Annotated in this window: 13 protein-coding genes and 1 tRNA gene; all 14 read right to left on the reverse strand. The window is 53.9% G+C overall.

The features are described from left to right. On the reverse strand, positions 1–1,197 hold the full coding sequence (gene tuf / locus C7H08_RS05290) for an elongation factor Tu (RefSeq protein ID WP_106670727.1): 1,197 nt from the start codon (positions 1,195–1,197) through the stop codon (positions 1–3). 35 nt (positions 1,198–1,232) lie between these two features. After that, the gene (gene fusA / locus C7H08_RS05295) at positions 1,233–3,338 is read right to left on the reverse strand and encodes an elongation factor G (RefSeq protein WP_106670728.1); all 2,106 of its coding nucleotides are present in this window, start codon (positions 3,336–3,338) and stop codon (positions 1,233–1,235) included. A gap of 18 nt (positions 3,339–3,356) precedes the next feature. Then, positions 3,357–3,827, reverse strand: a complete 471-nt coding sequence (gene rpsG, locus C7H08_RS05300; protein ID WP_106670729.1) for a 30S ribosomal protein S7 — start codon at positions 3,825–3,827, stop codon at positions 3,357–3,359. Positions 3,828–3,939: 112 nt separating this feature from the next. Beyond that, positions 3,940–4,314 carry a 30S ribosomal protein S12 gene (gene rpsL, locus C7H08_RS05305; protein WP_106670730.1) on the reverse strand — a complete coding sequence of 125 codons (375 nt, stop codon included), beginning with the start codon at positions 4,312–4,314 and terminating at the stop codon, positions 3,940–3,942. A 164-nt stretch (positions 4,315–4,478) separates the two neighbouring features. Then, a complete protein-coding gene (rpoC, locus tag C7H08_RS05310) occupies positions 4,479–8,693 on the reverse strand; it encodes a DNA-directed RNA polymerase subunit beta' (protein WP_106670731.1) in 4,215 nt (1,404 codons plus the stop codon). 76 nt (positions 8,694–8,769) lie between these two features. After that, a complete protein-coding gene (gene rpoB, locus C7H08_RS05315; protein ID WP_106670738.1) occupies positions 8,770–12,846 on the reverse strand; it encodes a DNA-directed RNA polymerase subunit beta in 4,077 nt (1,358 codons plus the stop codon). Positions 12,847–13,088: 242 nt separating this feature from the next. Then, a complete protein-coding gene (rplL, locus tag C7H08_RS05320) occupies positions 13,089–13,463 on the reverse strand; it encodes a 50S ribosomal protein L7/L12 (RefSeq protein WP_106670732.1) in 375 nt (124 codons plus the stop codon). A gap of 39 nt (positions 13,464–13,502) precedes the next feature. Then, complete coding sequence (gene rplJ / locus C7H08_RS05325; RefSeq protein WP_106670733.1) at positions 13,503–14,033, reverse strand: 50S ribosomal protein L10; 531 nt, start codon at positions 14,031–14,033, stop codon at positions 13,503–13,505. 220 nt (positions 14,034–14,253) lie between these two features. Beyond that, positions 14,254–14,952 carry a 50S ribosomal protein L1 gene (gene rplA, locus C7H08_RS05330; RefSeq protein ID WP_106670734.1) on the reverse strand — a complete coding sequence of 233 codons (699 nt, stop codon included), beginning with the start codon at positions 14,950–14,952 and terminating at the stop codon, positions 14,254–14,256. A 1-nt stretch (position 14,953) separates the two neighbouring features. After that, positions 14,954–15,385 (reverse strand): 50S ribosomal protein L11, encoded by a 432-nt coding sequence (gene rplK / locus C7H08_RS05335; RefSeq protein ID WP_106670735.1) that lies wholly within the window; start codon positions 15,383–15,385, stop codon positions 14,954–14,956. Between the two features lie 117 nt (positions 15,386–15,502). Continuing rightward, positions 15,503–16,036 (reverse strand): transcription termination/antitermination protein NusG, encoded by a 534-nt coding sequence (gene nusG, locus C7H08_RS05340; protein ID WP_044387691.1) that lies wholly within the window; start codon positions 16,034–16,036, stop codon positions 15,503–15,505. A 12-nt stretch (positions 16,037–16,048) separates the two neighbouring features. Beyond that, the gene (gene secE / locus C7H08_RS05345; RefSeq protein WP_106670736.1) at positions 16,049–16,417 is read right to left on the reverse strand and encodes a preprotein translocase subunit SecE; all 369 of its coding nucleotides are present in this window, start codon (positions 16,415–16,417) and stop codon (positions 16,049–16,051) included. A gap of 33 nt (positions 16,418–16,450) precedes the next feature. Beyond that, positions 16,451–16,526 (reverse strand) — tRNA-Trp (locus C7H08_RS05350). A gap of 44 nt (positions 16,527–16,570) precedes the next feature. Then, on the reverse strand, positions 16,571–17,766 hold a 1,196-nt coding region (gene tuf, locus C7H08_RS05355), incomplete at its 5' end, for an elongation factor Tu (protein WP_243411419.1).

Genomic DNA, 17,766 nt, shown 5'->3' on the forward strand with positions numbered 1-17,766 from the left:
TTACTCGATGATCTTGGCGACCACGCCGGCACCAACGGTACGGCCACCTTCGCGAATCGCGAAGCGCAGACCATCTTCCATGGCGATCGGGTTGATCAGGGTAACCGTCATTTTGACGTTGTCACCCGGCATAACCATTTCCACACCTTCCGGCAGTTCGCAAGAACCGGTTACGTCGGTGGTACGGAAGTAAAACTGTGGACGATAGCCCTTGAAGAACGGCGTATGACGACCACCTTCTTCTTTGGACAGCACGTACACTTCACACTCAAACTTGGTGTGCGGCTTAATGGTGCCCGGCTTACACAACACCTGACCACGCTCAACGTCGTCACGCTTGGTACCACGCAGCAGAACACCCACGTTCTCACCGGCACGACCTTCGTCCAGCAGCTTGCGGAACATCTCAACGCCGGTACAAACGGTCTTCACGGTATCTTTGATACCGACGATTTCCACTTCCTCACCAACTTTGACAAGACCACGCTCTACACGACCAGTCACAACCGTACCGCGACCAGAGATAGAGAACACGTCTTCGATCGGCATCAGGAACGGCTGATCAATGGCACGCTCAGGCTCAGGGATATAGTCGTCCAGGGCTTCTACCAGCTTCTTGACAGCGGTAGTACCCATTTCGTTATCGTCTTTGCCTTCCAGCGCCATCAGCGCAGAGCCGATGATGATCGGAGTGTCGTCGCCCGGGAAGTCGTACATATCCAGCAGCTCACGAACTTCCATCTCAACCAGCTCAAGCAGCTCTTCATCATCGACCATGTCCGCTTTGTTCAGGAACACAACGATGAAAGGAACACCTACCTGACGAGACAGCAGGATGTGCTCGCGAGTCTGCGGCATGGGGCCGTCAGCTGCGGAACAAACCAGAATAGCGCCGTCCATTTGAGCCGCACCAGTGATCATGTTTTTCACATAATCGGCGTGGCCCGGGCAGTCTACATGGGCGTAGTGACGAGTCGGTGAATCGTACTCAACGTGGGAGGTCGCAATGGTGATACCACGCGCACGCTCTTCCGGTGCGTTATCGATCTGGTCGAACGCACGCAGCTCACCCGTACCCCATACTTCGTGACACACACGGGTCAGAGCAGCGGTCAGAGTGGTCTTACCATGGTCAACGTGACCAATGGTACCCACGTTCAAGTGCGGCTTTTTACGTTCAAATTTTGCTTTAGACACGGTTACACCTCTTCCTGTTTCTTAAGTCCTGGGGATCAACCCTTTTTAATGATCGCTTCGGCAATGTTCGAAGGAGCTTCCATATAGCGAGAGAACTCCATCGCATAAGACGCCCGACCCTGTGTTGCAGAGCGCAGGTCGGTGGCATAACCGAACATCTCTGACAACGGCACTTCTGCACGAATGGTCTTGCCCGCAGGCACATCTTCCATACCCTGCACGAGGCCGCGACGACGGTTCAGGTCGCCAACAACGTCACCCATGTAATCTTCAGGGGTAACTACCTCTACCTTCATCATCGGCTCAAGAAGGGCCGGATTTGCTTCAAGTGCACCCTTCTTCATCGCCATGGAGCCGGCAATCTTGAAGGCCATCTCGTTGGAGTCAACGTCGTGGTACGACCCGTCGTACAAGGTTGCCTTGATGCGCAACAACGGATAGCCAGCAATACAACCATTCTGCATCTGCTCAGCAATGCCTTGCTGTACCGCAGGAATGTATTCCTTGGGAACAGTACCGCCAACGATCTCGTTCACAAAAATGAAGTTCTCGCCATCTTCATCATCCAGCGGCAGCGGCTCAAGCTTGACCTTAACGTGACCATACTGACCACGACCACCAGACTGACGAACAAACTTGCCTTCAACATCGACCGGCTTGCGGATGCACTCACGATAAGCTACCTGAGGCTTACCAATGTTGGCTTCAACCTTGAACTCGCGACGCATACGGTCCACGAGGATGTCCAGGTGAAGCTCACCCATACCGGAGATGATGGTCTGACCAGACTCTTCATCAGTACGAACACGGAACGACGGATCTTCCTGAGCCAACTTGCCCAGTGCAACACCCATTTTTTCCTGGTCCGCTTTGGACTTGGGCTCTACCGCAACCGAAATAACCGGCTCCGGGAATTCCATGCGCTCGAGAACAATCTTGTGGTTCTCATCACACAGCGTGTCACCAGTGGTGACGTTTTTCAGCCCGATAGCAGCCGCAATATCGCCGGCCAGCACTTCTTTGATCTCTTCACGGTCGTTGGCGTGCATCTGCACCATCCGGCCAACACGCTCTTTTTTACCCTTCACAGAGTTAAAGACCGCATTACCGGACTCAAGTCGACCGGAGTAGACGCGGAAGAAGGTCAGCGTACCCACGAACGGGTCAGTGGCAATCTTGAACGCCAAAGCAGCAAACGGAGCTTCGTCATCAACCGGACGAGTCTCTTCAGTGCCTTCGTCGTCGACTTCACCACGGATCGCCTTGACTTCGTCAGGGGCCGGCAGGAATTCGATGACATCATCCAGAACCGCCTGAACGCCCTTGTTCTTAAACGCAGAACCGCAAGTGGCCAGAACGATTTCGTTGGAGATGGTCCGGGCGCGCAGGCCGTGCTTGATTTCTTCAAGCGTCAGCTCTTCGCCTTCCAAGTATTTCTCCATGTACTCTTCGTTGGCTTCCGCTGCAGCCTCAGCCATGTATTCACGAGCTTTCTGGGCTTCTTCAAGCATGGACTCCGGGATATCTCTCATCTCGTAAGTCATGCCCTGATCAGCTTCGTTCCAGTAGATCGACTTCATGCGGAGCAGGTCAACAATGCCCTCGAATTCGTCTTCAGCACCAATTGGCAACTGGATAGGCACAGCAATCGCGCCCAGACGCTTACGAATCTGCTCAACAACACGCATGAAGTTAGCGCCAGCACGGTCCATCTTGTTGACGAACACCATGCGAGGAACTTCATACTTGTTGGCCTGACGCCAAACAGTCTCTGACTGCGGCTCAACACCGGAAGATGCACAGAACACCACGACCGCACCATCGAGTACGCGCAAAGAGCGCTCTACTTCGATGGTGAAGTCAACGTGTCCTGGGGTATCGATAATGTTGATACGGTGCTCGGGATACTGTTTGTCCATACCCGACCAGAACGTGGTAACAGCGGCAGACGTGATAGTGATACCACGCTCCTGCTCTTGTTCCATCCAGTCTGTAGTGGAGGCGCCATCATGGGTTTCACCCATTTTGTGACTACGACCGGTGTAGTAGAGAATACGCTCGGTTGTAGTGGTCTTGCCCGCATCCACGTGCGCACAGATACCAATGTTTCTGTAACGTTTGATAGGAGTCTTGCGTGCCACGATATAAACCTCGGCTTGTTAGAAACGGAAGTGGGAGAACGCCTTGTTGGCTTCTGCCATGCGATGTACGTCTTCGCGCTTCTTCACTGCCGAACCTTTGCTGTCCGCCGCATCAAGAATTTCGCCAGCCAGACGCTGAGCCATGGATTTTTCGCCACGCTTCCGTGAAAATTCAACGAGCCAGCGCATAGCCAGCGCGTTCTGACGGGAAGGCCGCACTTCTACAGGTACCTGGTAAGTAGCACCACCCACACGACGGGACTTAACCTCGACCATCGGCTGGATGTTCTCCAGGGCCTTCTCGAACATTTCGATCGGCTCTTCTTTTGATTTCTCGGCAACGATGTCGAGAGCGCCGTAAACAATGCGCTCTGCAGTGGATTTCTTGCCGTTTTCCATCACGTGATTGATGAACTTGGCAAGACGTGCACTGCCGAATTTAGGATCGGGAATGATTTCCCGCTTTGCTGCAACTCTTCTTCTAGGCATCGATAAGCCCTTATATTTAAAAGGTCTTCAGGAACCCCTGAGATAGCAAATACTACTCAGCCTTACTCTCACCGTTCTGACAAGCAACGATAAAAGACATCCGCGAGGGATATCAGGACTTGGGTCGTTTTGCACCGTACTTGGAGCGACCCTGCTTACGGTTCTGAACACCTTGGGTGTCCAACGTACCGCGAACAGTGTGATAGCGAACACCCGGAAGGTCTTTTACTCGACCACCACGGATCAACACAACACTGTGCTCTTGAAGGTTGTGACCTTCACCACCAATATATGACGAAACCTCGAAGCCGTTGGTCAGACGAACACGGCACACTTTACGCAGTGCTGAGTTCGGCTTCTTCGGCGTTGTGGTATACACACGAGTGCACACACCACGGCGCTGAGGACAAGCCTGAAGAGCAGGAACATCGCTCTTGGCTGCCTTGCGTTTACGAGGCTTACGCACCAACTGATTAATCGTTGCCATGTAAGCAAACTCCAAAAACCATACCAATGAAACTTACCCCCAATACAGGGGGTAAAATTTAAGGGACGCAAGTTTAAGCCCACGCCCCGACTCAGTCAAGATGACTGTACTCTTTTTAACCACCCCCGAAATAAGTAACTACCCCAAGAGTGGCGCGCGCTCAATCAGCTTTCGCGATTGAGTTCTGCGCTCAGAGCCTCTTCAACGTCTGCCGCTGTCACGCTCTGACCTTCCAGTTCACGACGGCGACGCCGCTCACTGTGGTAAGCCAGACCGGTACCCGCCGGAATCAGTCGACCAACTACCACGTTTTCTTTCAGGCCGCGCAAATAATCACGCTTACCGGTAACCGCACCCTCGGTCAGTACCCGGGTTGTCTCCTGGAAAGAAGCCGCAGAGATAAACGATTCGGTCGCCAGCGATGCCTTGGTAATACCCAGCAGCAAGCGGTCGAATCGGGCCGGCTCTTTGTCGGCCGCATTCGCTTTCTCGTTCGCTTCCAGAACGTGGGTGATTTCAACCTGATCACCAGACAACAACGTTGTCTCGCCGGGATCCGTGATCTCAACCTTGCGCAGCATTTGTCGAACGATAACCTCAATGTGTTTATCGTTGATGACAACACCCTGCAGACGGTACACGTCCTGAATTTCGTTAGTGATGTACTTGGCCAGCTCGACCACACCCAACAGACGCAATATGTCGTGCGGATTGGACGGGCCGTCGGAGATAACCTCACCTTTCGCAACCGATTCACCATCAAACACATTCATCTGACGGTGCTTCGGAATCAGAACCTCGTAAGCATCGTCATCCTTTGGCGTGATAACGAGGCGCTTCTTGCCCTTCGTTTCCTTGCCAAACGAAACCACACCACTGATTTCGGCCAAAATTGCGGACTCTTTCGGGCGTCTCGCCTCGAACAGGTCAGCAACCCGCGGCAGACCACCGGTGATATCCCGAGTCTTCGAACTTTCACGCGGAATACGCGCAACCACGTCACCCAACTCAACCTCGGCACCGTTAGCCATGGTCACCAGCGCGTTCGCTGGAAGGAAGAAGATCGCGGCACCACCACCCGGCAGCTCAACTTCTTCGCCGGCATCATCGATCAACTGTATCGCCGGACGGATGTCCTTACCCGCAGCAGGACGCTCCTTCGGATCGATCACTTCCATGGTGGACAGGCCAGTCAGCTCATCAGCCTGGGTGCGGACCGTAATGCCCTCCTCCATGTTGACAAACCTGGCCGTGCCTTGCGCTTCCGCGATGATCGGGTGAGTGTGTGGATCCCATTTCGCGACCACAACACCAGCCTCAACGACATCGCCATTCTTGACCGACAGTACACCGCCGTATGGCAACTTGTACCACTCACGCTCACGGCCCTGCTCGTCCGCAATGGCCAAGGCAGAGGAGCGGGAGACCACTACCAGAGAGCCATTAGTCTTTTCAATCGACTTCAGGTTGTGCAAGCGGACAGTACCACCGTGCTTGACCTGAATGTTATCTACCGCCGACGCTCGACTTGCTGCACCACCAATGTGGAAGGTACGCATGGTCAGCTGGGTACCAGGCTCACCGATGGACTGGGCAGCGATAACGCCAACCGCCTCACCGACGTTAACCCGATGGCCACGCGCCAGGTCTCGGCCGTAACACTTGGAACAGATGCCGTGACGGGTGTCGCAGGTAATTGCAGAGCGAACCCAGATCTCATCGACACCGGCACGCTCAACGGTCTCTACCGTCTTCTCGTCCAACAAGGTTCCAGCCTCAACAACGGCATTATCCTTGTCAGTCGGGGTGAACACGTCACGAGCTGTAACACGGCCCAGCACGCGATCACCCAGAGGCACAACCACATCACCACCTTCGATGTGCGGAGTCATCAACAGACCCTCGCTGGTGCCACAGTCTTCAATGGTCACCACCAGATCCTGGGAAACATCAACCAGACGACGAGTCAGATAGCCCGAGTTAGCCGTCTTCAGAGCGGTATCCGCCAGACCCTTACGAGCACCGTGAGTCGAGATGAAGTACTGCAATACGTTCAGACCCTCACGGAAGTTCGCGGTGATCGGCGTTTCGATGATGGAGCCATCAGGCTTGGCCATCAGACCACGCATACCAGACAGCTGACGGATCTGGGCGGCAGAACCCCGCGCTCCAGAATCCGCCATCATGTAAACCGAGTTGAAGGACTCCTGCATCAAGTCTTCGCCATCTTCGCCCTTGACCGGTTTGCCGTCTGGGCCAATGACCTGTTCTTTGGACAGACGCTCCATCATCGCCTTGGACACTTTATCGTTGGCGCGGGACCAGATGTCGATAACCTTGTTGTACTTTTCGCCCTGAGTCAGCAAACCGGACGCGTACTGGTTTTCGATATCTTTGACTTCGTCAGATGCGGCGTCTACCAGCTCATACTTCTCCGGCGGGATCTCGAAATCGTTAAAGCCGATGGAGATGCCGGACCGAGTCGCATATTGATAACCCATGTACATCAACTGGTCCGCAAAGATAACCGTGTCTTTCAGACCGGCATCGCGATAACAGGTGTTGATCAGGTTTGAAATCGCCTTTTTCACCATCGGACGGTTGATGATATCGAACGACAGATTGTCCGGAACGATATCAAACAACAACGCTCGCCCAACGGTGGTATCGACGATGCGATAGGTCTCGGACCTGACGCCTTCTTCGCTGATCGCCACTTCGCGGACCCGAACTTTGACCATGGCTTGAAGGTCGACCTGGCCAGCACCATAGGCGCGGTGAACTTCTTTGACATCGGCAAAGACCATGCCCTCGCCCTTCGCCGCATGACGCTCACGCGTCATGTAGTAAAGACCAAGTACCACGTCCTGGGACGGCACGATAATCGGCTCACCGTTGGCGGGCGAAAGCACGTTGTTAGTCGACATCATCAACGCACGAGCTTCGAGCTGCGCTTCAATGGTCAACGGTACGTGTACCGCCATTTGGTCACCGTCAAAGTCGGCGTTATAGGCTGCACAGACCAGCGGGTGCAGCTGAATAGCCTTGCCTTCGATCAGAACCGGCTCGAATGCCTGAATACCCAAACGGTGCAAAGTCGGCGCACGGTTCAGCATGATCGGGTGCTCGCGGATAACTTCATCCAGGATATCCCAGACCACGCCTTCCTCACGCTCAACCATTTTCTTGGCGGCTTTGATGGTGGTCGCCAGACCCCGGTGCTCAAGCTTGGAGAAGATAAACGGCTTGAACAACTCCAAAGCCATCTTCTTGGGCAGACCACACTGGTGCAGACGCAGATAAGGGCCAACCACGATGACCGAGCGGCCAGAATAGTCAACACGCTTACCGAGCAGGTTCTGACGGAAACGACCCTGCTTACCTTTAATCATGTCAGCCAACGACTTCAGCGGGCGCTTGTTGGTGCCAGTAATAGCGCGGCCGCGACGGCCGTTGTCCAGCAGTGCATCCACTGCTTCCTGCAGCATGCGCTTTTCGTTGCGCACAATAATATCCGGAGCGTTCAGTTCCAGCAGGCGCTTGAGTCGGTTGTTCCGGTTAATGACCCGACGGTACAGATCGTTCAGATCCGAGGTTGCAAAACGACCACCATCAAGTGGAACCAACGGACGCAGGTCCGGTGGCAAAACCGGCAACACGGTCAGAACCATATCGCCCGGTTTGTTACCGGAAAACAGGAAGGCCTCGAGAATCTTCAGGCGCTTGCTGAACTTCTTGATCTTGGTTTCGGAGTTGGTCTGTGGGATTTCTTCCCGCAGGTTGTCCACTTCCTCCTGAAGATCGATCGCTTCCAGCAATTCCTTGATAGCCTCGGCACCCATGCGGGCGTCGAATTCATCGCCGAATTCTTCCAGGGCTTCGTAATACTGCTCATCATTCAGCAGCTGACCCTTTTCCAGAGTGGTCATGCCCGGATCGATCACAATGAAGGATTCGAAATACAGAACCCGCTCAATGTCACGCAGGGTCATGTCCAGCATCAGGCCAATTCGGGACGGCAGTGACTTCAGGAACCAGATATGAGCGACCGGGCTGGCCAGCTCAATGTGGCCCATACGCTCACGGCGAACGCTCGCCAGGGCCACTTCAACGCCGCACTTCTCGCAGATTACACCGCGGTGCTTGAGGCGCTTGTATTTGCCACACAAGCATTCGTAGTCTTTAATCGGGCCAAAAATCTTGGCACAGAAAAGACCGTCACGCTCCGGCTTGAAGGTACGGTAATTAATGGTCTCAGGCTTTTTTACTTCGCCAAAAGACCAGGAACGAATCATGTCAGGCGAGGCCAGTCCAATACGGATGGCGTCGAATTCCTTGCTTTGATTCTGGCTCTTGAGAAGATTCAGCAAATCTTTCATCAGTAAAAGCTCCGGATGGCGTTAATCTCGGGCGGGCACAAGTCGTGCCCGCTCACGCTGCCAAAAACAATTCGGCTCACTCGGATTCCAGCTCGATGTCGATACCCAGCGAGCGGATTTCCTTGACAAGAACGTTGAAGGATTCGGGCATGCCCGGCTCCATTCGATGGTCACCATCGACAATGTTCTTGTACATTTTGGTCCGACCATTGACGTCATCAGACTTGACGGTGAGCATCTCCTGCAGCGTATACGCCGCACCGTAAGCCTCAAGGGCCCACACCTCCATCTCACCGAAGCGCTGACCACCAAACTGTGCCTTACCACCCAGCGGCTGCTGGGTAACCAGGCTGTACGAGCCGGTGGAACGAGCGTGCATCTTGTCATCGATCAAGTGGTTGAGCTTGAGCATGTACATGTAACCTACGGTCACCGGACGATCAAACACATCACCGGTACGACCGTCATACAGCATCACCTGTCCGCTGGTGTCCATATCCGCCAACTCAAGCATACGCTTGACTTCGGCTTCCTTGGCACCATCGAATACCGGCGTTGCCATTGGCACACCGGCACGCAGATTGCCGCACAGAACCAGTATTTCCTGGTCGGTCAAGCTGTCCAGATCAACCTTGGTCACTTCGTCCGAGTGGTTGTAGATCTCGTCCAGCAGCTTGCGCAGCTCGATCACCTTACGCTGTTCTTCCAACATACGGCTGATCTTTTCGCCCAGGCCTTTGGCAGCTGCGCCCAGGTGGGTTTCAAGAACCTGACCGACGTTCATCCGCGACGGAACACCCAGCGGGTTCAGAACGATGTCTACCGTGGTGCCATGCTCGTCGTAAGGCATGTCCTCGATCGGCATAACCGCAGAGATAACACCCTTATTACCGTGACGACCAGCCATCTTGTCACCCGGCTGGATACGACGCTTGATCGCAAGGTATACCTTGACAATCTTGAGCACGCCCGGCGCCAGATCGTCGCCTTGCTGAAGCTTGCCTTTCTTGTCGTCAAAGCGGGCTTCATGCTCGGACTTGCGCTCTTCAAGGCCTTGCTCAGACTTCTCGAGCAACTCGTTCAGCGCCTCATCTTTCATCCGCAATCTGAACCAGTCCGGGCGCGGCAGCTCAGCCAGGTAAGCTTCGTCCAGCTTGGCGCCTTTTTTGAGCCCAGGGCCGCTAATCACTTCCTGTCCGTTCAGCGCAGCCGTCAGACGCTCAAAAGTGGCACCTTCAACAATTCGGTATTCGTCTTTGAGATCTTTCCGGTACTGGCTCAGCTGCTCTTTCTCGATGGCCAGAGCACGCGTATCTTTTTCGATACCGTCGCGGGTGAATACCTGCACGTCGATAACAGTACCTCTGGTGCCCGTGGGCACACGCTGAGAAGTGTCCTTCACATCGGACGCCTTCTCGCCAAAGATGGCACGCAGCAGCTTCTCTTCCGGTGTCAGCTGGGTTTCGCCTTTCGGCGTTACCTTGCCGACCAAAATGTCGCCGGGGCCGACTTCAGCACCGATATAAACGATGCCGGACTCGTCCAGTTTCGACAGTGCGCTTTCACCTACGTTCGGGATATCAGCGGTAATCTCTTCGCTGCCGAGCTTGGTGTCACGGGCCACACAGGTCAGTTCCTGAATGTGAATCGTGGTCAGGCGATCTTCCTGGACCACCTTCTCGGAGATCAGGATGGAGTCCTCGAAGTTGTAACCGTTCCAGGGCATGAACGCGATGCGCATGTTCTGACCCAGTGCCAGCTCACCCAGATCCACCGAAGGGCCGTCAGCCAGAACATCGCCGCGAGCAACTACATCACCTTGGCGCACGATCGACCGCTGGTTGATACAGGTATTCTGGTTTGACCGGGTGTACTTGGTGAGGTTGTAAATATCCACACCAGCATCACCGGCTTCGGTTTCTTCGTTATTCACTCGAACCACGATGCGTCCCGCGTCGACACTTTCAATCACGCCACCACGGCCAGCCGAGACACAAACGCCAGAGTCCTGTGCAACAGTCCGCTCTACACCGGTACCGACCAGAGGCACTTCGGATCTCAGAGTCGGAACGGCTTGACGCTGCATGTTCGCACCCATCAGGGCCCGGTTAGCATCGTCGTGCTCAAGGAACGGAATCAGAGACGCAGCGACAGACACAACCTGACGCGGAGATACGTCCATGAAGTTAACCGCTTCCGGCGGAGCAACGGTAAACTCGTTCTGATGGCGAACGGTAACCAGCTCATCCGTCAGGCGCTTGCCATCGTCGGTAGCCGCACTGGCCTGAGCGATGATGTAATTGCTTTCTTCAATGGCCGACAGATAGACCAGCTCGTCAGTAACGACACCTTCGACGACCTTCCGGTACGGGCTCTCAAGGAAGCCGTAGGAGTTCGCGCGGGCATAGGTGGCCAACGAGTTGATCAGACCGATGTTCGGACCTTCCGGCGTCTCGATCGGGCATACCCGACCGTAGTGCGTCGGATGCACGTCACGAACTTCGAAACCTGCACGCTCACGGGTCAAACCGCCTGGCCCCAACGCTGAAATACGACGCTTGTGCGTAACCTCGGACAACGGGTTGTTCTGGTCCATAAACTGCGACAGCTGACTGGAGCCAAAGAATTCTTTAACAGCAGCAGCAACTGGCTTGGCGTTGATCAGATCCTGAGGCATCAGGCCTTCGCTTTCCGCAAGACTCAGGCGCTCACGTACAGCCCGCTCGACACGAACCAGACCCACACGGAACTGGTTCTCAGCCATTTCGCCAACACAACGGACCCGACGGTTACCCAGGTTATCGATGTCATCGACTTGGCCCTGGCCGTTGCGAATGGCGATCAGTGTCTTGAGAACGTCGATAATGTCGTTGTGAGTCAGCGTACCTTCACCGGTGCTTTCTTCACGACCCAGGCGACGATTTAGCTTCATCCGGCCTACGCCCGACAAGTCGTACCGCTCTTCCGAGAAGAACAGGTTGTTAAACAGGTTCTCCGCCGAATCCTTGGTGGGCGGCTCGCCTGGGCGCATCATACGATAGATTTCTACCAATGCTTCCAACGGTGTGCGGGTCGGGTCGTTACGCAAAGTATCCGACATGAACGGACCGCAATCCAGGTCGTTGGTATAGAGGGTCTCGATGTCCTTGACACCGGCATCGAGGATCTTGGTGACGACCTCCTCGGTCAGCTCGGTGTTACATTCCACCAGCACTTCGCCGGTAGACTGGTCGATCATGTCTTTGGCCAAAACACGACCGTAGAGATATTCGGTGGGCACTTCGAGTTCGGTGATACCCGCTTTTTCAAGCTGCTTGATATGACGAGCAGTAATCCGGCGGCCTTCCTCGACAATGACGGTGCCTTCCTGATCCTTGATGTCGAAGGTGGCAATGTCACCTCGCAGACGGCTCGGCACCAGTTCAAGCATGCAAACTTCGGGACCCACGGCAAACTTGCTGGTTTCAAAGAACATTTCCAGCATCTGCTCGGAAGTATACCCGAGGCCACGCAACAAAATAGACGCCGGCAATTTACGACGACGGTCAATCCGGACAAAGACGGCGTCTTTCGGATCAAATTCGAAGTCAAGCCAGGAGCCACGATAAGGAATCACCCGTGCTGAATACAGCAGCTTGCCGGACGAGTGAGTCTTGCCTTTGTCGTGGTCAAAAAATACGCCAGGCGAACGGTGGAGCTGGGAAACAATAACGCGCTCGGTTCCGTTAACCACGAACGTACCGTTTTCTGTCATCAGGGGCATTTCGCCCATGTAGACTTCTTGTTCCTTAATGTCCTTAATCGCCTTGTTGGACGATTCCTTGTCATAAATGATCAAGCGGACTTTAACTCGCAGCGGCGCGGCGTAAGTAACGCCCCTTAGCTGACATTCCTTGACGTCAAATACAGGCTCGCCGATACGATAGCTCACGTACTCGAGCGCGGCGTTGCCAGAATAGCTGACAATCGGGAATACGGATTTGAACGCTGCGTGAAGACCGGTTTCCCGGCGGTCCTCAGGAGCGGCTTCCATTTGCAGGAAGTCCCGGAACGAATCCAGCTGAATAGACAGCAAATAGGGGACGTCCATCACGGAAGGCAATTTACTGAAATCTTTGCGAATCCGCTTTTTTTCGGTGTAGGAGTAAGTCATCTGCATTCCCCAGCTTTAGACCTGATACCTGGTATCAAGAAGCAATCAAATGTTCTGCTTCGGGGCCGAATTGCTCGGCTTTTCGCGCCGTCTTGAACAAGACTCTGGCTGTAGGTTATAGAACTGACCTTAACCTGTTAAAGCAAACCAGACTCTATAGCATATACAACAGAAAAAGGCCGGTGGCACACAGCCACCAGCCTGTCCATGCTTAACGCACGGTGTCGATCAAGAACCGACTATTACTTAAGCTCAACAGAAGCGCCTGCTTCCTCAAGCTTCTTCTTGGCTTCTTCAGCCTCGGCCTTGCTCGCAGCTTCCTTAACAGTGGAAGGAGCGCCGTCAACCATTTCCTTCGCTTCTTTCAGGCCGAGACCTGTCAGTTCGCGAACGGCTTTGATGACGTTAACTTTCTTTTCGCCAGGACCGGTCAGAACTACGTCGAACTCGGTCTGCTCTTCAGCAGCTTCACCAGCAGCAGCTGCGGCAGGTGCAGCAGCTACAGCGGCAGCAGCAGAAACATTGAACTTCTCTTCCATAGCTTCAACAAGCTCAACAACTTCCATTACGCTCATTTCAGCAATTGCATTCAAAATATCGTCTTTAGACAGAGCCATGACTTTCTCCGAAAATGTAAAAAATGGTGTTCAACAGAATCAAGCAGCGTCTTGCTTCTGGTCGCGGACTGCAGCTACAACACGTGTGATCCTGCCCGGTATGTCGTTCAGGGTACGTACAAGCTTGGTTACTGGTGCCTGTGTTACGATAGCCAACCTGGTCAACGCTTCGTGCAGCGTTGGCAGAGTGGCCAGGCGATCGATCTGTTCTGCACCCATCAGCTCACCGCCGATGGCCAGACCTTTGATCTCGAACGCCTCTTTCTCTTTGGCAAAATCCTTCAGCAGGCGCGCAGCGGCACCCGGATCTTCCATAGAGAAAGCCAGAATGGTCGGACCAACCAACGCAGGATCGATGCACTCAAACTCGGTACCTCTAATAGCAATCTTCGCTAGGTTGTTACGAACAACCTGCAGGCGAACATTCTCGGCACGAGCTTTGGCACGAAGCGCCGTCATGTCACCAGAGGTGACACCACGATAGTCAGCCAAAACCACAGACAGAGCAGTACCAGCAGTCTCGTTGACTTGAGCGACGATCGCTTTCTTGTCTTCGAGTCTAATTGCCACTGGATTTCTCCTCGATTTCGCCAGGGTAATCCCGGCAAACCCATCATTGCCCCAAAAAAGGGCGCCTAACGGTGTTTGGGTTCAGAGAGAACGTCGTCACACCGTCTGCGCAGGCGTTGCTTTAACCCTTATGACTTTTGTCGCCAAAAATCTCGGGGGCCTGCGGTCTTTGACAGCCTTGGCTTCCGCCTAGACTACAAAGTAACTACCAATCAGCGCATCAGACGTTCAGAGAACCCTGATCGATAGTCAGGCCAGGCCCCATGGTCGAAGAGATAGTAATCTTTTTCAGATACACACCCTTGGACGATGCAGGCTTGGCCTTTTTCAGATCTGCCACCAGAGCTTCAAGGTTTTCCTTGATGGTCTGTGCAGTAAATTCAACATTACCCAGTGGAGCGTGAATAATGCCGTTTTTGTCAGTACGGTAACGAACCTGACCGGCTTTGGCGTTTTTGACCGCAGTCTCAACATCAGCCGTTACAGTGCCAACCTTCGGGTTCGGCATCAGGCCGCGGGGACCGAGAATCTGGCCCAACTGACCGACAACACGCATGGCATCAGGCGTGGCAATAACCACGTCAAAGTTCATGATGCCTTTTTTGACTTCGTCAGCCAGATCATCCATACCCACAATGTCAGCGCCAGCAGCAGTTGCTTTCTCGGCATTGGCACCTTGGGTGAATACGGCTACACGTACAGTCTTACCGGTACCGTGCGGAAGAACTGTGCTGCTACGAACCACCTGGTCGGATTTACGTGCATCTACGCCCAAGTTGATGGCAACATCAAGAGACTCTTTGAACTTGACGTTCTGACCCACTTCGGCCAACAGTGCTACAGCCTCATCTACGGAATAGGCGCGCGCGGACTCAACTTTTTCACGAATCAGCTTTTGACGCTTGCTCAGCTTCGCCATGTTACAGACCCTCCACGTTCAGGCCCATGCTACGGGCAGTTCCGGCAATGGTACGAACCGCTGCTTCCATATCGGCGGCAGTCATGTCCGGCTCTTTGGTCTTGGCAATTTCTTCCAGCTGAGCGCGAGTAACAGTTCCCACTTTCTCAGTGTTCGGACGACCAGAACCGTTTTTGATACCCGCAGCTTTCTTCAGCAGAACGGCTGCAGGCGGGGTTTTGGTGACGAACGTAAAGCTGCGATCACTGTATACAGTAATAACAGTAGGAATCGGCAATCCAGGTTCCATGCCCTGGGTTTTGGCGTTAAACGCCTTGCAGAATTCCATGATATTTACGCCACGCTGGCCCAACGCAGGGCCAACGGGGGGGCTCGGGTTGGCCTGACCGGCAGCAACCTGAAGCTTGATATAGGCGTCGATCTTCTTTGCCATGATAGCTCTCCTGTGGGTTTTAACGCCTTTCGGCTCCCCGATAGTTACAACTGCAAAAAGCAGACACAAAAAGCCCGCGTCGCCTCAGCGCGCGAGCTTTCAGTTTGTTAGGCCCCGTCAGTCCTTCTCGACTTGTCCGAACTCCAGCTCAACCGGAGTTGAACGACCGAAGATCAATACGGCAACCTTGACCCGACTCTTATCATAGTCGACTTCTTCCACCACACCATTGAAATCCGCAAACGGACCTTCAACAACGCGAACAACCTCGCCAGGCTCGAACAATGTTTTCGGCTTTGGCTTATCTGCACCACTTTCAACACGACGAAGAATTGCTTCTGCCTCACGCTCGGTGATCGGGGCCGGTTTGTCTTTGGTCCCGCCAATGAACCCGAGAACTCTTGGCGTGTTCTTTACAAGATGCCACGAAGCATCGTCCATTTCCATCTGGACGAGTACGTATCCGGGATAAAACTTGCGCTCACTCTTGCGCTTTTTCCCGTCACGCATCTCGACAACTTCCTCGGTCGGAACCAGGATTTCGCCGAACTTGTCTTCCATTTCTTCAAGCGCAATGCGCTCATTAAGAGTGCGCATTACGTGCTTTTCAAAGCCAGAATACGCATGAACGACGTACCAGCGCTTAGCCATTGCCCACTCCCGTTAACCGATAAACCCGGCGACCAATAAGCTGATCAACGAATCCATGCCCCACAAAATCAACGCCACAACCAACACAAACACCACCACAATAATGGTGGTTTGAATCAGTTCGGGCCTGGTCGGCCATACGACCTTCCGAATTTCAACCCGCGCTTCCTTTAAAAGGGCAGCAAAACGACGACCACGATCAGTCTGTAACGCCACCAAGGCAGCAACCAGACCTAACACAACAAGGGCAAGAACCCGATAAAGCACGGATTCAGCGCTAAAATATTGATTACCAACGACACCGATGGCTATCAAAACAAAAACGATCAACCATTTCACGGTATCGAAACGATTGTTCGACTGAACGGCTTTTGACTCCATAGGAATCAGCCTATGTATCCTGATGTTAAAAAATGGCAGGCCAGGAGGGAATCGAACCCCCAACCTGCGGTTTTGGAGACCGCTGCTCTGCCAATTGAGCTACTGGCCTGCACCGAAACAACTCAGTGCAACAACAAAGAGCAACCCAGCGGGTTACTCGATGATCTTGGCGACCACGCCGGCACCAACGGTACGGCCACCTTCGCGAATCGCGAAGCGCAGACCATCTTCCATGGCGATCGGGTTGATCAGGGTAACCGTCATTTTGACGTTGTCACCCGGCATAACCATTTCCACACCTTCCGGCAGTTCGCAAGAACCGGTTACGTCGGTGGTACGGAAGTAAAACTGTGGACGATAGCCCTTGAAGAACGGCGTATGACGACCACCTTCTTCTTTGGACAGCACGTACACTTCACACTCAAACTTGGTGTGCGGCTTAATGGTGCCCGGCTTACACAACACCTGACCACGCTCAACGTCGTCACGCTTGGTACCACGCAGCAGAACACCCACGTTCTCACCGGCACGACCTTCGTCCAGCAGCTTGCGGAACATCTCAACGCCGGTACAAACGGTCTTCACGGTATCTTTGATACCGACGATTTCCACTTCCTCACCAACTTTGACAAGACCACGCTCTACACGACCAGTCACAACCGTACCGCGACCAGAGATAGAGAACACGTCTTCGATCGGCATCAGGAACGGCTGATCAATGGCACGCTCAGGCTCAGGGATATAGTCGTCCAGGGCTTCTACCAGCTTCTTGACAGCGGTAGTACCCATTTCGTTATCGTCTTTGCCTTCCAGCGCCATCAGCGCAGAGCCGATGATGATCGGAGTGTCGTCGCCCGGGAAGTCGTACATATCCAGCAGCTCACGAACTTCCATCTCAACCAGCTCAAGCAGCTCTTCATCATCGACCATGTCCGCTTTGTTCAGGAACACAACGATGAAAGGAACACCTACCTGACGAGACAGCAGGATGTGCTCGCGAGTCTGCGGCATGGGGCCGTCAGCTGCGGAACAAACCAGAATAGCGCCGTCCATTTGAGCCGCACCAGTGATCATGTTTTTCACATAATCGGCGTGGCCCGGGCAGTCTACATGGGCGTAGTGACGAGTCGGTGAATCGTACTCAACGTGGGAGGTCGCAATGGTGATACCACGCGCACGCTCTTCCGGTGCGTTATCGATCTGGTCGAACGCACGCAGCTCACCCGTACCCCATACTTCGTGACACACACGGGTCAGAGCAGCGGTCAGAGTGGTCTTACCATGGTCAACGTGACCAATGGTACCCACGTTCAAGTGCGGCTTTTTACGTTCAAATTTTGCTTTAGACA

This window comes from Marinobacter halophilus, assembly GCF_003007685.1.
Taxonomy (GTDB): domain Bacteria; phylum Pseudomonadota; class Gammaproteobacteria; order Pseudomonadales; family Oleiphilaceae; genus Marinobacter; species Marinobacter halophilus.

What these genes read in the sequence shown, in the direction of transcription:
- rpsG (WP_106670729.1), bottom strand. Translation starts at nt 3,827, where the DNA reads ATGCCTAGAAGAAGAGTTGCAGCAAAGCGGGAAATCATTCCCGATCCT.
- rpsL (WP_106670730.1), bottom strand. Translation starts at nt 4,314, where the DNA reads ATGGCAACGATTAATCAGTTGGTGCGTAAGCCTCGTAAACGCAAGGCA.
- rpoC (WP_106670731.1), bottom strand. Translation starts at nt 8,693, where the DNA reads ATGAAAGATTTGCTGAATCTTCTCAAGAGCCAGAATCAAAGCAAGGAA.
- rpoB (WP_106670738.1), bottom strand. Translation starts at nt 12,846, where the DNA reads ATGACTTACTCCTACACCGAAAAAAAGCGGATTCGCAAAGATTTCAGT.
- rplL (WP_106670732.1), bottom strand. Translation starts at nt 13,463, where the DNA reads ATGGCTCTGTCTAAAGACGATATTTTGAATGCAATTGCTGAAATGAGC.
- rplA (WP_106670734.1), bottom strand. Translation starts at nt 14,952, where the DNA reads ATGGCGAAGCTGAGCAAGCGTCAAAAGCTGATTCGTGAAAAAGTTGAG.
- rplK (WP_106670735.1), bottom strand. Translation starts at nt 15,385, where the DNA reads ATGGCAAAGAAGATCGACGCCTATATCAAGCTTCAGGTTGCTGCCGGT.
- nusG (WP_044387691.1), bottom strand. Translation starts at nt 16,036, where the DNA reads ATGGCTAAGCGCTGGTACGTCGTTCATGCGTATTCTGGCTTTGAAAAG.
- secE (WP_106670736.1), bottom strand. Translation starts at nt 16,417, where the DNA reads ATGGAGTCAAAAGCCGTTCAGTCGAACAATCGTTTCGATACCGTGAAA.